Annotated in this window: 16 protein-coding genes; 11 read left to right on the forward strand and 5 right to left on the reverse strand. The window is 63.1% G+C overall.

Annotation, left to right across the window (positions count from 1 at the left end; genetic code table 11):
* Nucleotides 1-279: 279 nt before the first annotated feature.
* The gene (locus tag J7I89_RS20160) at nucleotides 280-1,074 is read right to left on the reverse strand and encodes an alpha/beta fold hydrolase (protein WP_214973905.1); all 795 of its coding nucleotides are present in this window, start codon (nucleotides 1,072-1,074) and stop codon (nucleotides 280-282) included.
* Between the two features lie 168 nt (nucleotides 1,075-1,242).
* Between J7I89_RS20160 and J7I89_RS20165 the strand changes: the two genes are divergently transcribed.
* The 3 genes from J7I89_RS20165 (at nucleotide 1,243) to J7I89_RS20175 (ending at nucleotide 2,758) form a co-directional block, all read left to right on the forward strand.
* Nucleotides 1,243-1,419 carry a hypothetical protein gene (locus J7I89_RS20165; RefSeq protein ID WP_214973915.1) on the forward strand — a complete coding sequence of 59 codons (177 nt, stop codon included), beginning with the start codon at nucleotides 1,243-1,245 and terminating at the stop codon, nucleotides 1,417-1,419.
* 856 nt (nucleotides 1,420-2,275) lie between these two features.
* Complete coding sequence (locus J7I89_RS20170) at nucleotides 2,276-2,443, forward strand: hypothetical protein (protein ID WP_214974014.1); 168 nt, start codon at nucleotides 2,276-2,278, stop codon at nucleotides 2,441-2,443.
* A gap of 24 nt (nucleotides 2,444-2,467) precedes the next feature.
* Entirely contained in the window at nucleotides 2,468-2,758 is a 291-nt protein-coding gene (locus J7I89_RS20175) for a hypothetical protein (RefSeq protein WP_214973918.1), read from the forward strand.
* Between the two features lie 169 nt (nucleotides 2,759-2,927).
* Here the strand turns inward: J7I89_RS20175 and J7I89_RS20180 are convergent, their stop codons facing one another.
* Together J7I89_RS20180 and J7I89_RS20185 are read right to left on the reverse strand one after the other, a co-directional pair.
* A complete protein-coding gene (locus tag J7I89_RS20180) occupies nucleotides 2,928-3,422 on the reverse strand; it encodes a hypothetical protein (RefSeq protein ID WP_308159980.1) in 495 nt (164 codons plus the stop codon).
* Between the two features lie 242 nt (nucleotides 3,423-3,664).
* Nucleotides 3,665-3,946, reverse strand: a complete 282-nt coding sequence (locus tag J7I89_RS20185) for a hypothetical protein (protein WP_214973921.1) — start codon at nucleotides 3,944-3,946, stop codon at nucleotides 3,665-3,667.
* A gap of 29 nt (nucleotides 3,947-3,975) precedes the next feature.
* Here J7I89_RS20185 and J7I89_RS20190 point away from each other — a divergent pair, with 29 nt between their 5' ends.
* Nucleotides 3,976-4,368, forward strand: coding sequence for an aldehyde dehydrogenase family protein (locus J7I89_RS20190; protein WP_251045631.1), 393 nt, complete (start codon nucleotides 3,976-3,978; stop codon nucleotides 4,366-4,368).
* 1,473 nt (nucleotides 4,369-5,841) lie between these two features.
* Here J7I89_RS20190 and J7I89_RS20200 read toward each other — a convergent pair.
* Nucleotides 5,842-6,339, reverse strand: a complete 498-nt coding sequence (locus tag J7I89_RS20200; RefSeq protein ID WP_214973926.1) for a hypothetical protein — start codon at nucleotides 6,337-6,339, stop codon at nucleotides 5,842-5,844.
* 242 nt (nucleotides 6,340-6,581) lie between these two features.
* On the opposite strand from J7I89_RS20200, the gene J7I89_RS20205 reads away from it, so the two are divergent.
* The 7 genes from J7I89_RS20205 (at nucleotide 6,582) to J7I89_RS20235 (ending at nucleotide 11,899) form a co-directional block, all read left to right on the forward strand.
* Nucleotides 6,582-7,556 carry a helix-turn-helix transcriptional regulator gene (locus tag J7I89_RS20205; protein WP_214973929.1) on the forward strand — a complete coding sequence of 325 codons (975 nt, stop codon included), beginning with the start codon at nucleotides 6,582-6,584 and terminating at the stop codon, nucleotides 7,554-7,556.
* On the forward strand, nucleotides 7,549-8,412 hold the full coding sequence (locus J7I89_RS20210) for an SDR family oxidoreductase (protein WP_214973932.1): 864 nt from the start codon (nucleotides 7,549-7,551) through the stop codon (nucleotides 8,410-8,412). The genes J7I89_RS20205 and J7I89_RS20210 overlap by 8 nt, the downstream gene beginning before the upstream one ends.
* Nucleotides 8,413-8,557: 145 nt before the next feature.
* On the forward strand, nucleotides 8,558-9,319 hold the full coding sequence (locus J7I89_RS20215) for an SDR family NAD(P)-dependent oxidoreductase (protein WP_214973934.1): 762 nt from the start codon (nucleotides 8,558-8,560) through the stop codon (nucleotides 9,317-9,319).
* A 24-nt stretch (nucleotides 9,320-9,343) separates the two neighbouring features.
* Nucleotides 9,344-10,324, forward strand: a complete 981-nt coding sequence (locus tag J7I89_RS20220) for an aldo/keto reductase (RefSeq protein ID WP_214973937.1) — start codon at nucleotides 9,344-9,346, stop codon at nucleotides 10,322-10,324.
* Nucleotides 10,325-10,422: 98 nt separating this feature from the next.
* Nucleotides 10,423-10,560: a hypothetical protein gene (locus J7I89_RS20225; protein ID WP_214973940.1), complete on the forward strand. Its 138-nt coding sequence runs from the start codon at nucleotides 10,423-10,425 to the stop codon at nucleotides 10,558-10,560.
* 40 nt (nucleotides 10,561-10,600) lie between these two features.
* Entirely contained in the window at nucleotides 10,601-10,972 is a 372-nt protein-coding gene (locus J7I89_RS20230) for a DUF2255 family protein (RefSeq protein WP_214973943.1), read from the forward strand.
* 213 nt (nucleotides 10,973-11,185) lie between these two features.
* Nucleotides 11,186-11,899: a hypothetical protein gene (locus tag J7I89_RS20235; protein ID WP_214973946.1), complete on the forward strand. Its 714-nt coding sequence runs from the start codon at nucleotides 11,186-11,188 to the stop codon at nucleotides 11,897-11,899.
* A 10-nt stretch (nucleotides 11,900-11,909) separates the two neighbouring features.
* Here J7I89_RS20235 and J7I89_RS20240 read toward each other — a convergent pair whose 3' ends face one another.
* Nucleotides 11,910-13,136, reverse strand: coding sequence for an ROK family transcriptional regulator (locus tag J7I89_RS20240; protein WP_251045633.1), 1,227 nt, complete (start codon nucleotides 13,134-13,136; stop codon nucleotides 11,910-11,912).
* Nucleotides 13,137-13,209 lie beyond the last annotated feature (73 nt).

The raw sequence follows: 13,209 nt of genomic DNA on the forward strand, positions 1-13,209 counted from the left end.
CCGGGGTTGGTGTGCGTCGACCGTGCCGGGCAACCCAAGCGGGAAACCGGGCCCTGACTATAAAAACGCAAGCGTCCCTGTAAAAACGCAGGCGTCGCATTCAACGAGTTCTATCCCGGTTGCTTCCGGTAGCTGCAACGGGCGGGATGGGCGGCCCATTGGATCTGGACGCCTATGCCGATTGATGGCGACCAGGTAGATCCGACCCGCTGCAGATGGAACACACCCCAGTGACCAACACCCTCGGAACTCTAGTAGGCGTGTTGGCCGTGCTGAGCATCAGGCGACAGAACTGAGAAACGCCGCCGTGTCCTCTGCCACCTGGTCTGGGCATTCCCACAGGACAACGTGAGCGACGCCCGGATACACCTTCAATATGGAACCTGCTATGCGAGACGCCAGGACTTCCTGATCGCTCCGGGGCAGAAGGCCATCGTCGGCGCCCCAGAGGATCAGCGTGGGGGCATGGATGTTGCCGGCCTCCGTGGGCGGCGTGTCTGCACGCAGGCCGTCCAGCATGCCCTTCCACGCGCGCGCGGGCATCCTCACGCCGTCGCGCACTCGGTCCTCGGTGTACCACGCAGGAACTGCGTGCAGTAGCGGGAACCACGACAGCAAGTCCCGTACCCAGTCCTCATCGACCGGGTCCGTGAGCGCGTCGACTTCATCGGAGAAGGTTAGACGGTCCTGGAGGCTCAAAGGACAACCAACCAGGACAAGGGCCGCGACCCGCTCGGGATATATGACCGCCAACTGCTGAGCCACGTAGCCTCCGCTGGAGGAGCCCAGGACGAACGCCTTCGGGACATCGAGGGCCTCGAGAATAGCGGTCGCGTCCTCGGCCTGTTCGGCCAGCGAATAGCCGTCCTCCGGTTTGTCCGCATCGCCCTGGCCGCGGAGGTCGGGCGCGTAAACCCGGAAGCCGGCGAGGAGCGGTATGAGGCGATCAAAGCTACGGCGTGATTCGGCCCACGCATGGAGCAGGAGCAACGGTTTCGCCGCGGCGTCACCTTGGACCAGGCACGGCACGGTGATGCCTGTGCGGAGCCTGAGATTCCGGACCTCGGAGTCCATAGGCTCAGGGTACGCCTATGTTCGAGTTCATAAACAACCACTCGACCGACCTACGCTGGCGTAGCGTTTGGTCATGGTTCTTCTTTATGGTCATGCCGGCCTGGCTGCTGTGACCCTCACACGGGTTGCCGTGGAGGAATCCCAGGGCCCGGCCCGTTGGCGGTCCGTATGCGGGCCCTGGTAAATGACCTGACAGAGCGTAACGGCCCCGACAGCGCGGCCGATCTGGTGATCGCATTGGCAGGATTACACGTCGCGGCCTTGGACTCTCTGGCCAGACGGACAGGCACGGCTTTGGAGCACCTGGTGGACGAGCTGGAGCTTCAGCAGCTGGAAGGCATCTGATCGCAATGCTGTCCGGGGAGCGCATACCGCCGGACCTGAGGCGGCCGGGAGTCCCATGCGGAGCTTTCCCAGGCTGCCCAGTCGGCGGGGTGGATCGTGGGGCGGTGCAGGTAATAGCCTTGCCCTGATGTCATCCCGAGCTGGACGACGGCGGCGAGCTCTGGTTGGGGCGACCTTTCCATCCAGCCTCTCGGTTGCGTTCCCCAGTACACGTTGTCGAATCCCTACACGCTCCCTCCCAGAAACGGTTTTTGTCTACTGACCCGGGCAGAGAGTGGCGCAGGTCCTTTCCCATAAAGGGGTCCTCTTGAACCCACTGGCAGAAGAACTTGCTGTGGGTTCGGAATTCCCAAGAAGTTGAGGGACTGGCTCCTTCACGAACGTGGTCTTGGACCTCGTCAGATTCGGGCCCGGCAGGGGTTAGTATTCAGCCGATTCGATCGTAACGTAAGCTTCATCATCGACTCCCGTCAAGAGCTTCCCGTGTCGGAGGCGGCGCGGGCTTCGTCAGCCAACAAAATAGCTCCCTTTCACTAGTCGGAGGAAGGTCCTCACGATGTCCGATTCTGATCTGTCTGCATTGCGGGGACGAGCCGCCCGCGGTGACCTCGATGCAGTCGGGGAACTTATCGACCTTGCTGCGGAGCGCGAAGATTTCGAAGAGCTGCGAGTGCCAGCCTGCCTAAGACAGCGGAGACTAGCAACGATGAGTTTCCCGTCCAGCGGGGCATTTTTTATGAGCTCAAATAGTAAGCCGACGGACCCCTGATGTCGTCAGGTCGAAATGGCGAGCATTCGGTGCCGTCTTATTGTCCTGGGAACTGTGGCGGGGATGCTGTCGCCACCACGTTCTTCCATGCGTGCCCAACTTGGCTCTCCACGCCACCCGTCGCTGACCAGCGCATACATTCACCAGGGGCAGATAATCCGCCTCGGATCCTCAGCCTCGGCGCTCCGGACCTTTGAGTTGCGCCGCGATCCCCTGTCGGACCAGTGGCTGCTGGAGTCCATCACTGACAACTGAGGCAGCCGTGCGTAGCGTGGGGCCATGGGACTCATCTACGACGACCCGCAGCTGGCCGCGCTGACGCTGACGCGCCTTGCAGCCGAGGAATCCGAAGGCCCCGGCGCTATGACGGGGCGGATGCACGCAATCCTGGATGACCTGGTGCAGCGCAACGGGGCCGGCTACCTGGCGGAGCTGGCCATCGTCCCGGCCCGCGCCCGGTTCGCCGCCCTCGATGATCTCGCCCGCGCCACAGGGACCGACACAGCGAAGCTGCTGGACCTGATGGAAATCGAGGCTCTGGAAGGTCTCGATGACGACCCTGATGTTTGAACCCAAAGGGGGATGGGTATATCAACCGGACATGTAACAAGCGGTGCTACTCCCGCGTCGCGGAGTCCCGTAAGGGGAATGAGTTGCACCAGCCTCTCCCCGTTTGCGGCGGCCGCGGCCGTAAACGCGCGGACCTGTGACCCGGACGGTTCCATCGATCCCGACGGCATCAGGCAGCCTCCAGAAAGAAGAGGTAGTCGCCGGCGGCCTGCCGGAAGCCAAAGTTCATCCAGTAGCGCCGCAGCGCTTCCCTGGCCGCCGCATGTTCCGGTGTTCCTTCTTCCGGCCCATCATCGGTCAGCAGCGGCGCTGCCTCCAGGATGACCAGCGCAATGTTGCGCGCCACGGTTCCCAGGATCGCCTTGAGGATGGCGTGCCCCATGCGATTGCCCCGGAACCTGGGCTCAACCGTCATGGAGGACAGCAGGAGCAGATCACTTCCCAGATCCATCCCGGCGGAGCGCATCAGGTCTGGCCTTTCATGGAAGAGCATCTCTGCGACGCGCATCATCTCCTGATCGACAGCTTCCATGGTGTCGAGCAAGTCGATGGTCCCGGCGTCAGGGACGATCCTGAAGCTCGCCTTACCGACAGGCACGTCCTCCTCATCTCCGCCATCCTCGTCGCCCCACACCGTCCGGCCCACCGAGACGTTCCAGTCCACCGGATAGTCGGACGGATGACGCTCAGGGCCGGGAACACCCCGATATTCGCAGCTGTACCGAAAGATCAGGTCGTCGGATCGAGAGCCGGCATGATGGTCCTTTGGTCTTGTGGCGTCCAGTTATCTCGCTTGAAGTCTATGCTGGGGCCCTCCTGCCCAACCGCCGATTCCGCCCTCGTTCATCGTAGAGGCGGTGCTGACCGTACGCAGCGCGGTTGAGCCGCTTGCGATGCTGCCCAGGGTCACGGTGACGATTGTGCGCGGATACCGCTGACCGTGACGGTGGCCGCGGTCATGGTGGCGTTGAAGGTGATCGTTTCCCGGCTCTTGGCATAGTTCTGTTTCGGGTTCACCGATCCCAGGTTCACGGGGTTGCCGGTGCGCTGGATGTCGACGGTGTCTCCGTTGTTGCCCAGGCTAAGGAGATTGCCGTCCTGTCGTCGCAGGGTGTCCGTGAGGGGTGCCCCGGTCCAGCCCGGGCTGACGGTGGCGGTGTTGACCTGTTGGCTGTACGTGAAGTTCATACTGTCGCCGGGCTGCCGTCAAAGATGGAATGGCAGCACTGGACGCCGCGTGCGCAGCGCAGAATGCCTGGGCAGCAACTCCGCCACGGGACCGCGCCGACATCCTTGCCCGCACCTACCAGGGCATCATCGACCGCCGCGACGACTTCACCCGCCTGATCGTGGATGAGATGGGCAAGCCCTGGGCCGAAGCCCAAACCAAAGTCGACTACGGCGCCGGGTTCTTCCGCTGGTTCGCCGAATCCGCCTTCGACACCGTTCCAACAGCCTTTACGTGGGGCAACAACGCCTGGCGTGGACTGCGCGCACTCATGGCTTATGCCGAAGACCGGGCTAATGGCTGGGACAAGGGTGGCTTCTGGGAGTGGTGCGCCTCGGGCCCTTGCTCGGCTGGCCGGCCACTGGCAAGAAGCTCTCGATGAGTGAGGGCGAGGCCGGTCGAAAATAGCGACAAACTCAGTCGAACCCGGGTCTTCAAGGTTGACAACAATGGCGCTGATCCGGAACGCCGCCATGCGCGCCACGCTGCGATGGCAGGCTCGACGTACGTCGACATGTTGCCCGCGAATTCGGAGCCACTGCTTCGACCGCAGACCCGGAGGTCGCCCGCGCACGAGCAGTGGTCAAATTGACGACGATGCGGCCTCGGAGGCGCTTGTTTATGAGCAGATTTGAAGGCTCGTACGCATTCTCTTCCCACCATGCTCGCACCACCGGGGACATGTCCTAAAACGTTGTTGTGGTGTCGTGCGGGTGGGAGACGACTTTCGCCAGTCGTCCGAGGGTGATCTGCGAGCGTTGAGGGCGGACTACGACGCTGCGGCGAAGGCCCGTCTGCCCAGCCACCTCACCTGCGGTGCCTGACGAAAGTTCGGGGGTGTGTGTCGCAGCCCTGCCGCCCCACATGCCTAAGCAAGCGGCCGTTCAGAGGGAACTTTCGCCACCAACCCCTGAGTTAGAAGTTGGTGCGGACTGTGACGATCTTCAGGCTGTGCCTATGCATCACGGGTGAGAGGGTGACTCCAGGCCCAGCGGGTCACCAGGTCGCGGCTATACCAGGTGTCCGTCTACGACGTCGCGACTGCGGTCGGCCCCTGCCTGTACAGCGATCCCGGCGTCCGTGTGAAAGCCGTGCGGAAGGTCGGGACGCCGTGCCGGCTCCTGCTGTCGAAGTGCTGAACTTCTACCTGGGCACCGGCGGTGCTGATGTGGTTCCCATTCTGGGACCTGTCCGCAGCCGGCCCTTGTTCACCACCAGGACAGGCAGAGCATGGAACCGCTCAGGCGTTCCTCACCGTTCAGCGGCTGGCCGCAAAGCCGGTGTAGAAGGACAGATCAGTCCACACAGCCTGCGGCATACTTTTGCCACGACGCCCTGGACAACGGCGTGGCTCTGCATGACTTGCAGGACAGGCTCGGGTAGGCGGATCCGCGGACCACGAGGCGCTATGACAGGTCGCGGCACAAGCTGGCGAAGTCTGCCAGCTAACGTCGCGCGGGCGCTGGCATGAATAGGCCTTTCAGGGGCTTATGGCGGGGGAGTCGCCGGCAAGGGAACGACTGCTGGTCGCGGGGGGAGTTCAACTCTGTGGGGGAAACTGTCAAGCTAGGATTTTTGAACTTCTTAAGTCGTTGTCGTCGAACTCGAAATCAGACACTATTCCGACAGGGATGAGCACGGTGGTTGACGTCAGGTTGGGGTGTAGTTAAGTCTGACTGAAACCATAGGGCGCGGTGAGCCTGAACGCTGCGTATTTCATCAGATGCAACCATGTGTTATATGGCGATCCATCGATAGCTGACGATAGCGTCGGTCTCATGGAGGAGCGTTCGTGCGATCACCGCAATGATGGGCGCCGCCGCCTCCCGCCGTGCAAGGGAGGAGTCGAGTGACGTCAGCCTTTCACCAGCTGAGGCCAGTTGGTCGCGAAGTACGTCACGAACGACTCCTCTAGTTTCTCTGAGCGGAGGTGGTCCCGTCTCACGGGGAAGGACGGCGCGCGATAGCCGGGGTCGGCAATTGCCCGACGGGAGAAGGCGTGGTCGGCGATAGCGGCCTTGCCGATGTAGGCGAGGTCAGCCCCCTGATCGAGTACCCGCTGCACTGCCGCGGCGCTGGCGAGGTGCCCAGCGACACCGATGACTGTTCCGTGGCGTGGCATGTCCAGGAAGTGCTCGACGAGGGTTCGACTGCCTTCGGGGGCGTTGGCGGGAGGCTTCGCAACGTCCCACAACGACAGGTCGAGGATGTCGATGTCTCCGCTGGCGAGGAGCTCGCCGACGAGCTGGACCATGTCCGCCAAGACCAAGCCATAGCGTTCGACGGACAGTCGGAGCCCGACGTGAAAGTCCGGGCCGGTTCGTTCCCGGATCGCATGTACGACCTCTTTCACGAAGCGGCCTCGACCGGCGGGCTCACTCCTGTACCCGAGCGACTTCCAGTTCGAGGTCGTCCGGGAGGTCTCGGAGGACGGCCGGGTCCGAGGTGATCTCGCCCATGAGCGTGAGCGGGGGAACGGAACTGTCTCCTCGTAGATGATGATGATACCGATACTGTCCATCGGGTCCTCACTACCAATTGGGGGTGTCTGATAGACACTGCCACCGCCGGCCTAGCCTGCGTAGCGTGGTGGTTGTGGCAAGAAAAGATGAAATCCGTGACTTCCTGATCTCGCGGCGCGCGAAGATCACTCCGGAGCAGGCCGGCATCCCCAACTATGGTGAGCTGCGCCGTGTGCCGGGCCTGCGCCGTGAGGAAGTGGCCCAGCTCGCCGGGGTAAGCACGGACTACTACACGCGGCTGGAACGCGGTAGCCTGCGCGGCGTTTCGGATGCTGTGCTCGAGGCTGTTGCCTCGGCCCTTGAGTTGGATGAGGCGGAGCGAAGCTACTTGTTGGACCTTGCGCGGGCGGCTAACACCCCAGTGCGGCGGGCAGCGCGTCGTCCGACTCAGCAGCGGGTCCGTTCCGGGGTGCTGCGTCTTCTGGAAGGGATGACCGGAGTGGTCGCTGTGGTGCAGAACGGCCGCTCGGACGTGCTGACCGCAAACCTTTTGGGCCGCGCGCTGTACGGGCCGGTATTGGATTCCTTAACAGCTGCTGGTCCAGACACTCAAGACAGGCGGCCGAACCAGGCACGCTATCTCTTCCTCGATCCGGGAGCCGGGGACTTCTACCCCGATTGGCCTGCGGTCGCGGCCACTACGGTCGCGATGCTCCGCTCCGAAGCTGGCCGGAACCCACACGACCGGGCACTGAACGAGCTGATCGGGGAACTGACCACCCGCAGCGGGCTGTTCGCCGCGCTGTGGGCCGGACACGACGTACGGATCCACACCACCGGGACCAAGCGCTTTCATCACCCTGTCGCCGGGGACCTGTCCCTGCAGTTCGAGACGTTGAACCTACCCGGCGATCAGGGACAGACCCTGTTCACCTTCACCGCGGAGCCAGGCTCCACGTCCCAAAACGCGCTGGCATTCCTGGCCAGCTGGGCGGCATCACCGTCCGAAACAGCCATCACCGGCGACCCGCCGGCGGATCCGCAGCTGTCCCGTCCGCTCCCACACGCGGCCCAAAACACTCCACCTAGGGAGACAGAACATGACTGAACGAAACAGCACCAGGACCGAGAAAAAGGTCTGGTTCATCACCGGCGCGGGCCGCGGCCTCGGGACCGACATCGCCAAGGCCGCTCTCGCGGCCGGCCACGCCGTGGTCGCCACCGGCCGGAACCCCGAAAAAGTCACCCAGGCCGTCGGCGAAAACGATGATCTCCTGGCCGTCAAGCTCGACGTCACCGACCCCGCCGACGCGGCCGCCGCGATCAAGGCAGCCGTGGACCGGTTCGGCCGGATCGACGTTCTGGTAAACAACGCCGGCAACTTCTATGCCGGGTTCTTCGAGGAAATCACCCCGCAGGACTTCCGGACCCAGATCGAAACCACCATGTTCGGGCCCATGAATGTCACCCGCGCCGCCCTTCCGGTGCTGCGCGCCCAGCGCTCCGGCCTGCTGGTCACCATCTCCTCAACCGCCGGCATCGTAGGCGGGGAGTTCCTCACCGCGTACGCCGCGTCCAAGTTCGGCGTGGAGGGCTGGGCGGAGTCACTGGCCCCAGAAGTCGCCCCGTTCGGCATCCGCAGCATGATCGTGGAACCAGGATTCTTCCGCACTGAGCTCCTCACCCCGGAATCCACGAGCTACGCGGACTCCACCATCGAGGACTACACCGAGCGGACCGAGCAAACCGTGACTGCGTGGAAGGGCATGAACGGGCTTCAGGGCGGGGACCCGGCCAAGCTCGCTGAGGCGCTGATCCAGCTCGCCGAACTGGAGGCGCCGCCGCTGCGCTTCGCCGCCGGCGCCGACGCCGTGGCCGCCTTCGAGACCCGGGCCAAGGCACTCCAGGAACAGGCCGACGCCCACCGCGAGCTCTCCAGCAACCTGGCTCACGACGACGCCTAAACCCACGCGTCGCCGCCGGCCGATTCCCTGAGCCCAGCGCGCCGGCCGGCCAACAAATCTAAGCAACTCACACAACAATCCCGGTGGACGCACGTGGCTGGCACCTGCCCAAAAACCGTCCCCACCACTTGAAGGAGAACAACCAATGACAGCAAAACTGAGCGGAACCGTCGCCCTAGTTACCGGGGCGAGCAGCGGCATCGGTGACGCCACCGCCCGCCGCCTCGCCGAGCAGGGGGCGTCCGTCGCTGTCGTCGCCCGGCGCAAGGACCGCCTCGACAAACTCGTGGCCGAGATCGAGGCCGCCGGCGGCACCGCTTATGCCGTTCCGGCTGACATCACCGACCGCAGCCAGGCCGATCAGGCCGTAGCGGAGGTCATCGATCGCTTCGGCCGCCTGGACATCCTGATCAACAACGCCGGGCTCATGCTCCTCGGCCGCATCGTTGGTGCCGATGTTCAGGAATGGGAGCGGATGATCTCCGTTAACCAGAACGGCCTGCTCTACATGACCAACGCGGCACTTCCGCACCTGCTCGCGGCGGCCAAGGACGGGCCGCGGAAAGTGGCCGACATCGTGAACATCTCCTCCCACGCCGGGCGGCAGGCATGGGCGAACTTCGGCGTTTACAACATGACCAAGTTCGGCGTGAACGGCTTCACCGAGGCCCTGCGCCAGGAGGTCACGAAGAAGCACGTCCGCGTAGGTGTGCTCGAGCCGGGGGCGGTCGACACCGAACTCGTCTCGCACAACAACGACACCATCAAGAACGAACTAGCCGCCTCGGACGCGATCCCCGAGCCGCTGCAGCCCGGGGACATCGCCGACAGCATCGCCCTCATGGTGACCCGCCCGCGCCGGTCCTCCATTGCCGAGCTGTGGGCCATGCCCACGTCCCAGGCCTGAGAACAACACCGAAAGGAATAAGAGATGAAGAATGTACGCCTTGGAGGCCTGGAAGTCTCCCGCATCGGACTTGGTGCCATGACTATGGCCGGCACCTACACGAGCGAGGGCACTCTGGACAACGCGGAGTCCATCCGCACCATCCACCGCGCCCTCGACCTCGGCGTCACCCACATCGACACCGCCGAGATCTACGGCCCGTTCCTGAGCGAAGAGATCGTGGGCCAGGCGATCAAGGGACGCCGGGACCAGGTCAAAATCGCCACGAAGTTCGGCCTGGTCTCCCACTTCGACGGCGGCCCCGGCGTGATCGACAGCAGCGCAGCGAACATCCGCACCGCTGTCGAGGGATCCCTGAAGCGCCTGGGCACCGACCACATCGACCTGTACTACCAGCACAGGGTCGACAAGGAAACGCCGATCGAAGAAACTGCAGGCGCCGTTGCGGACCTGATCGCTGAGGGCAAGGTGCTGCACTTCGGGCTGTCCGAAGCCTCCCCGGAGACCATCCGCCGGGCACACGCCGTCCAGCCCGTCACGGCACTACAGACCGAGTACTCCTTGTGGACCCGCGACGTGGAGGCGGAGATCCTGCCGCTGCTGCGCGAACTCGGCATCGGCTTCGTCCCCTACTCACCGCTCGGACATGGCTTGCTCACCGGGCAGATCCGGACCGTCGATGACTTCGCCGACGACGACTGGCGTAAAACCAACCCCCGCTTCACGGGCGAGAACTTCGTCCGGAACCTCCGCATCGTTGACGAAATCCAGAGCATCGGCGCCGAGATCGGTGCCACCGCCGCGCAAACCGCCCTCGCGTGGCTGCTGACCCGCGGCAATGACATCGCCCCGATCCCCGGCACCCGCCGCGTTTCCCGCATCGAAGAGAACACCGCAGCCGATTCCGTCGAACTCACCGCCGGCCAGCTCGAACGCCTCAACTCGCTCCAACCCGCAGCGGGGGCGCGGCACGACGAGGCCAACATGATTTCCATCGATCGCTGAGCCTCAACCCACCGACGCCTCCACTGGTCGTAGCGCCCATTATCGGCACAAAGACCCTCGACCAGCTCGAGCAGAACCTCACGGCAGGGGATCTTGTATTGGATGCCGAAGCCACCACACGCCTCGATGAGGTCAGCGCCCCCACACCGAATGACTACCCCTACGGGCCCTTCGGTGAGAAGCAACGCGGACGCTATGTCCACTCCAGTGACCAGGCCATCAGCGAACTCTTCTAACCCCCATCGGCGTCTCTGCCTTACCTGAAAGGACACACAAATGACTGACTGGTCCACTGATCTGCTCGCGGCAATCGAAAAGAACGCCGACTTGTTCGTCTCCCCGTACCGGGAGGACGGCACCACCTACGGCACGCCGACCCAGACCTGGGCCCTTGTCGTGGACGGCAAGGTCTATGTGCGGGCGGCCAACGGACCATCCTCCCGCTGGTACCAGGCGGCAGTCACTCAGAAGGCCGGCCGCGTCCGCGTGGATGGAGCCTACCGGAACGTGACTTTCGAACCGGCCCGAACAGATGACGAAGCAGCAATCGACGCCGCCTACGAAACCAAGTACCCAGGCAGCCCGGCCGTGCCGATCATGCAGGGCGACGGCCCGAAAACGGCCTCCGTCCGTATCTCTCCACGCTGAGAGCCGCTGCGGCCGCACCCGTTGGAGGGCGCATCGCCTGGGAATTTCCAGCACCGCGGCGTAACCATTCCACGCAGGCACCAAACCCCTGCTGACAGCTAAGCAACACCAATAGCCAGCCAAAACAAAGGGGCGCGGAGGCCCAATCCGTGCCCCTTCTGCCTCCCCTTCCCGATTGCCCGCCCGCCCACTCTCTCAGGAAACAGGAAGACCATGACCAATACTGCCGCGCCCCTCACAGCACGGGCCGCTCCGCCTACGGAACCGGCAGCGTGGAAGGAGCAGTCGATGTACACGAGCCAAGACGTGTCGAAGCTGGTTGAAACGTTGTCGCCCCGGGCGGCTGCAGCAAACATCATTTGGGACTTTGACGGCGTCGTCACCCATTCCGAGCCGATTCACGAGCGTAGCTACGTTATTCTTGCCAACAGACGCTCGTACAAACTTGCTGACGCCTATTTTGAGCCGCTTGTTGGCCACACGGAGAAATGGATCTGGGACCGGCTCATCGAAGACGGGTTTCCCGCGGACCCCAGTGAAATCGAAGCACTCTCTACGGAGCGGTCCAGTGTTATTGCCAGCCTTGCGCACGAAAGCCTGGATCCCTCATGGCTCGCCTCCGCGCTGATCCCTGCGTTCGCGAACGTCGCCCGTTCCCAGACGGTCGTCTCTAACGGAGATCCCGAACTGATCGCATCCATGCTTGAACAGTGGAACTTGTCCGCACATGTAACGGTCGGCCGGAGGGATCCCTCGACAGACAAGGAGGCACTGTTCCGCTCGACGTGTAAGCCTCCGGCCCTCGTCCTGGAAGACAGTGACACCTTCCTGTCATTGGCACGCGAATTGGGGGCCTTCACCGTCGGCGTGCGGCATTCACACAACCGCAGGGCAACGCTCCCTGCTGACGTACTGGTGGCCTTGTAGATTACTGCTCTCAGGTTGCGTGGAGCACATGGTTTACCGCCAGCACACCAGCTCCTATAAGCGCGGCGTTCGAACCAGGTGCTGCCTGGACGATCGATAAGCCCTTGGTGGACAGGGGCATGGCACGGGCGAAAACTATCTCACGGACTCCTGTTATGAGATGCTCGCCCACGGACGCCAGAGAACCTCCGATCACGATCACAGACGGGTTGATAAGGCTGACTGTGGAAGCCAGGACTTCTCCGAGATCACGGCCCGCCTGCCGTACTGCCTGAACAGCGTCGATATTCCCGGCTTTGAGCAGCTCAATGATGTCCGATCCTGATTCCAGCCCCTGCCCCTCGCCCTGGAGCTTGGCGATGAGAGAGGGCACGCTCGCAAGCGCTTCCAAGCAGCCATGGTTCCCGCAGTGGCAAGGTGTGTCCATGTCTCGGCTAAGGCGCACGTGACCGATGTCGCCAGCGGTTCCCTGCTCGCCCCGGTACAACTTGCCATCAAGGATCAGGCCGGCACCAATACCGGTGGAGAGCTTGGCAAATAGGAGATTCTGCGTTTTCGGCCACTTGAGGCGCCGTTCACCCAGAGCCATGAGGTTGACGTCCTTTTCAACCAGGACGGGCACGTCAAGACGACCTTGGAACCAAGAAACCGCATCAAATCCATCCCACAAAGGCATGATGGGCGGATTGATCGGCCGTAGGGTCGCGTGTTCGATGGGTGCGGCCAACCCCACCCCAACGGCGGCCAGCCGGGAAACATCCCACGCCTTTCCCGCGAGCAAGGATGCCGCCGCGTCCATTACCCACGAAAGAATCTCTTCGGGCCGCGTCGCTACGTCTACTTCGCGCCGCCGCTGGACGATCAGTCGGCTATTAAGATCAACGAGCCCTGTCACGGCGTGATTTGCTCCGATGTCGACGGCAAGCACGATGCGGCTGTCGGGGACAAGCTGGATCCGCATTGACGGCCTTCCGCCGGAATATACAGGATCTTCTTCAAACCTCGCGAGGCCGGCTGACACCAGCTCATCGACCCTGAGCGCAACCGTGGAACGGGCCACACCAATCATGTCCGCTATGCGCACCCGCGTGCGGGGACGTCCGTCCAGCAGAGTTTCCAGCACGGCCAATGCACCCGCGGAAACGCCCAAGAAGCCCTTGTTAGGACTGGTGCGAGTATGCCTCGGCATGGTGCCTTCTTTCGTTCGTGAAACGGCCACCTTCAGTTCTATCGTCAAAAGTTTGATTCGTAAAGTCATAGTTTTGTTTACAGTCGACGTAAGTTCGACCTAGAGTGGTTGAACCGCCACT

The organism is Arthrobacter sp. ISL-5, assembly GCF_018613835.1.
Lineage (GTDB): Bacteria > Actinomycetota > Actinomycetes > Actinomycetales > Micrococcaceae > Arthrobacter.

Coding starts and splice junctions, on each gene's coding strand:
- J7I89_RS20160 (WP_214973905.1), bottom strand. CDS start 1,074: ATGGACTCCGAGGTCCGGAATCTCAGGCTCCGCACAGGCATCACCGTG.
- J7I89_RS20235 (WP_214973946.1), top strand. CDS start 11,186: ATGACCAATACTGCCGCGCCCCTCACAGCACGGGCCGCTCCGCCTACG.
- J7I89_RS20170 (WP_214974014.1), top strand. CDS start 2,276: ATGCGTGCCCAACTTGGCTCTCCACGCCACCCGTCGCTGACCAGCGCA.
- J7I89_RS20210 (WP_214973932.1), top strand. CDS start 7,549: ATGACTGAACGAAACAGCACCAGGACCGAGAAAAAGGTCTGGTTCATC.
- J7I89_RS20230 (WP_214973943.1), top strand. CDS start 10,601: ATGACTGACTGGTCCACTGATCTGCTCGCGGCAATCGAAAAGAACGCC.
- J7I89_RS20220 (WP_214973937.1), top strand. CDS start 9,344: ATGAAGAATGTACGCCTTGGAGGCCTGGAAGTCTCCCGCATCGGACTT.
- J7I89_RS20190 (WP_251045631.1), top strand. CDS start 3,976: ATGGCAGCACTGGACGCCGCGTGCGCAGCGCAGAATGCCTGGGCAGCA.
- J7I89_RS20185 (WP_214973921.1), bottom strand. CDS start 3,946: ATGAACTTCACGTACAGCCAACAGGTCAACACCGCCACCGTCAGCCCG.
- J7I89_RS20215 (WP_214973934.1), top strand. CDS start 8,558: ATGACAGCAAAACTGAGCGGAACCGTCGCCCTAGTTACCGGGGCGAGC.
- J7I89_RS20165 (WP_214973915.1), top strand. CDS start 1,243: ATGCGGGCCCTGGTAAATGACCTGACAGAGCGTAACGGCCCCGACAGC.
- J7I89_RS20175 (WP_214973918.1), top strand. CDS start 2,468: ATGGGACTCATCTACGACGACCCGCAGCTGGCCGCGCTGACGCTGACG.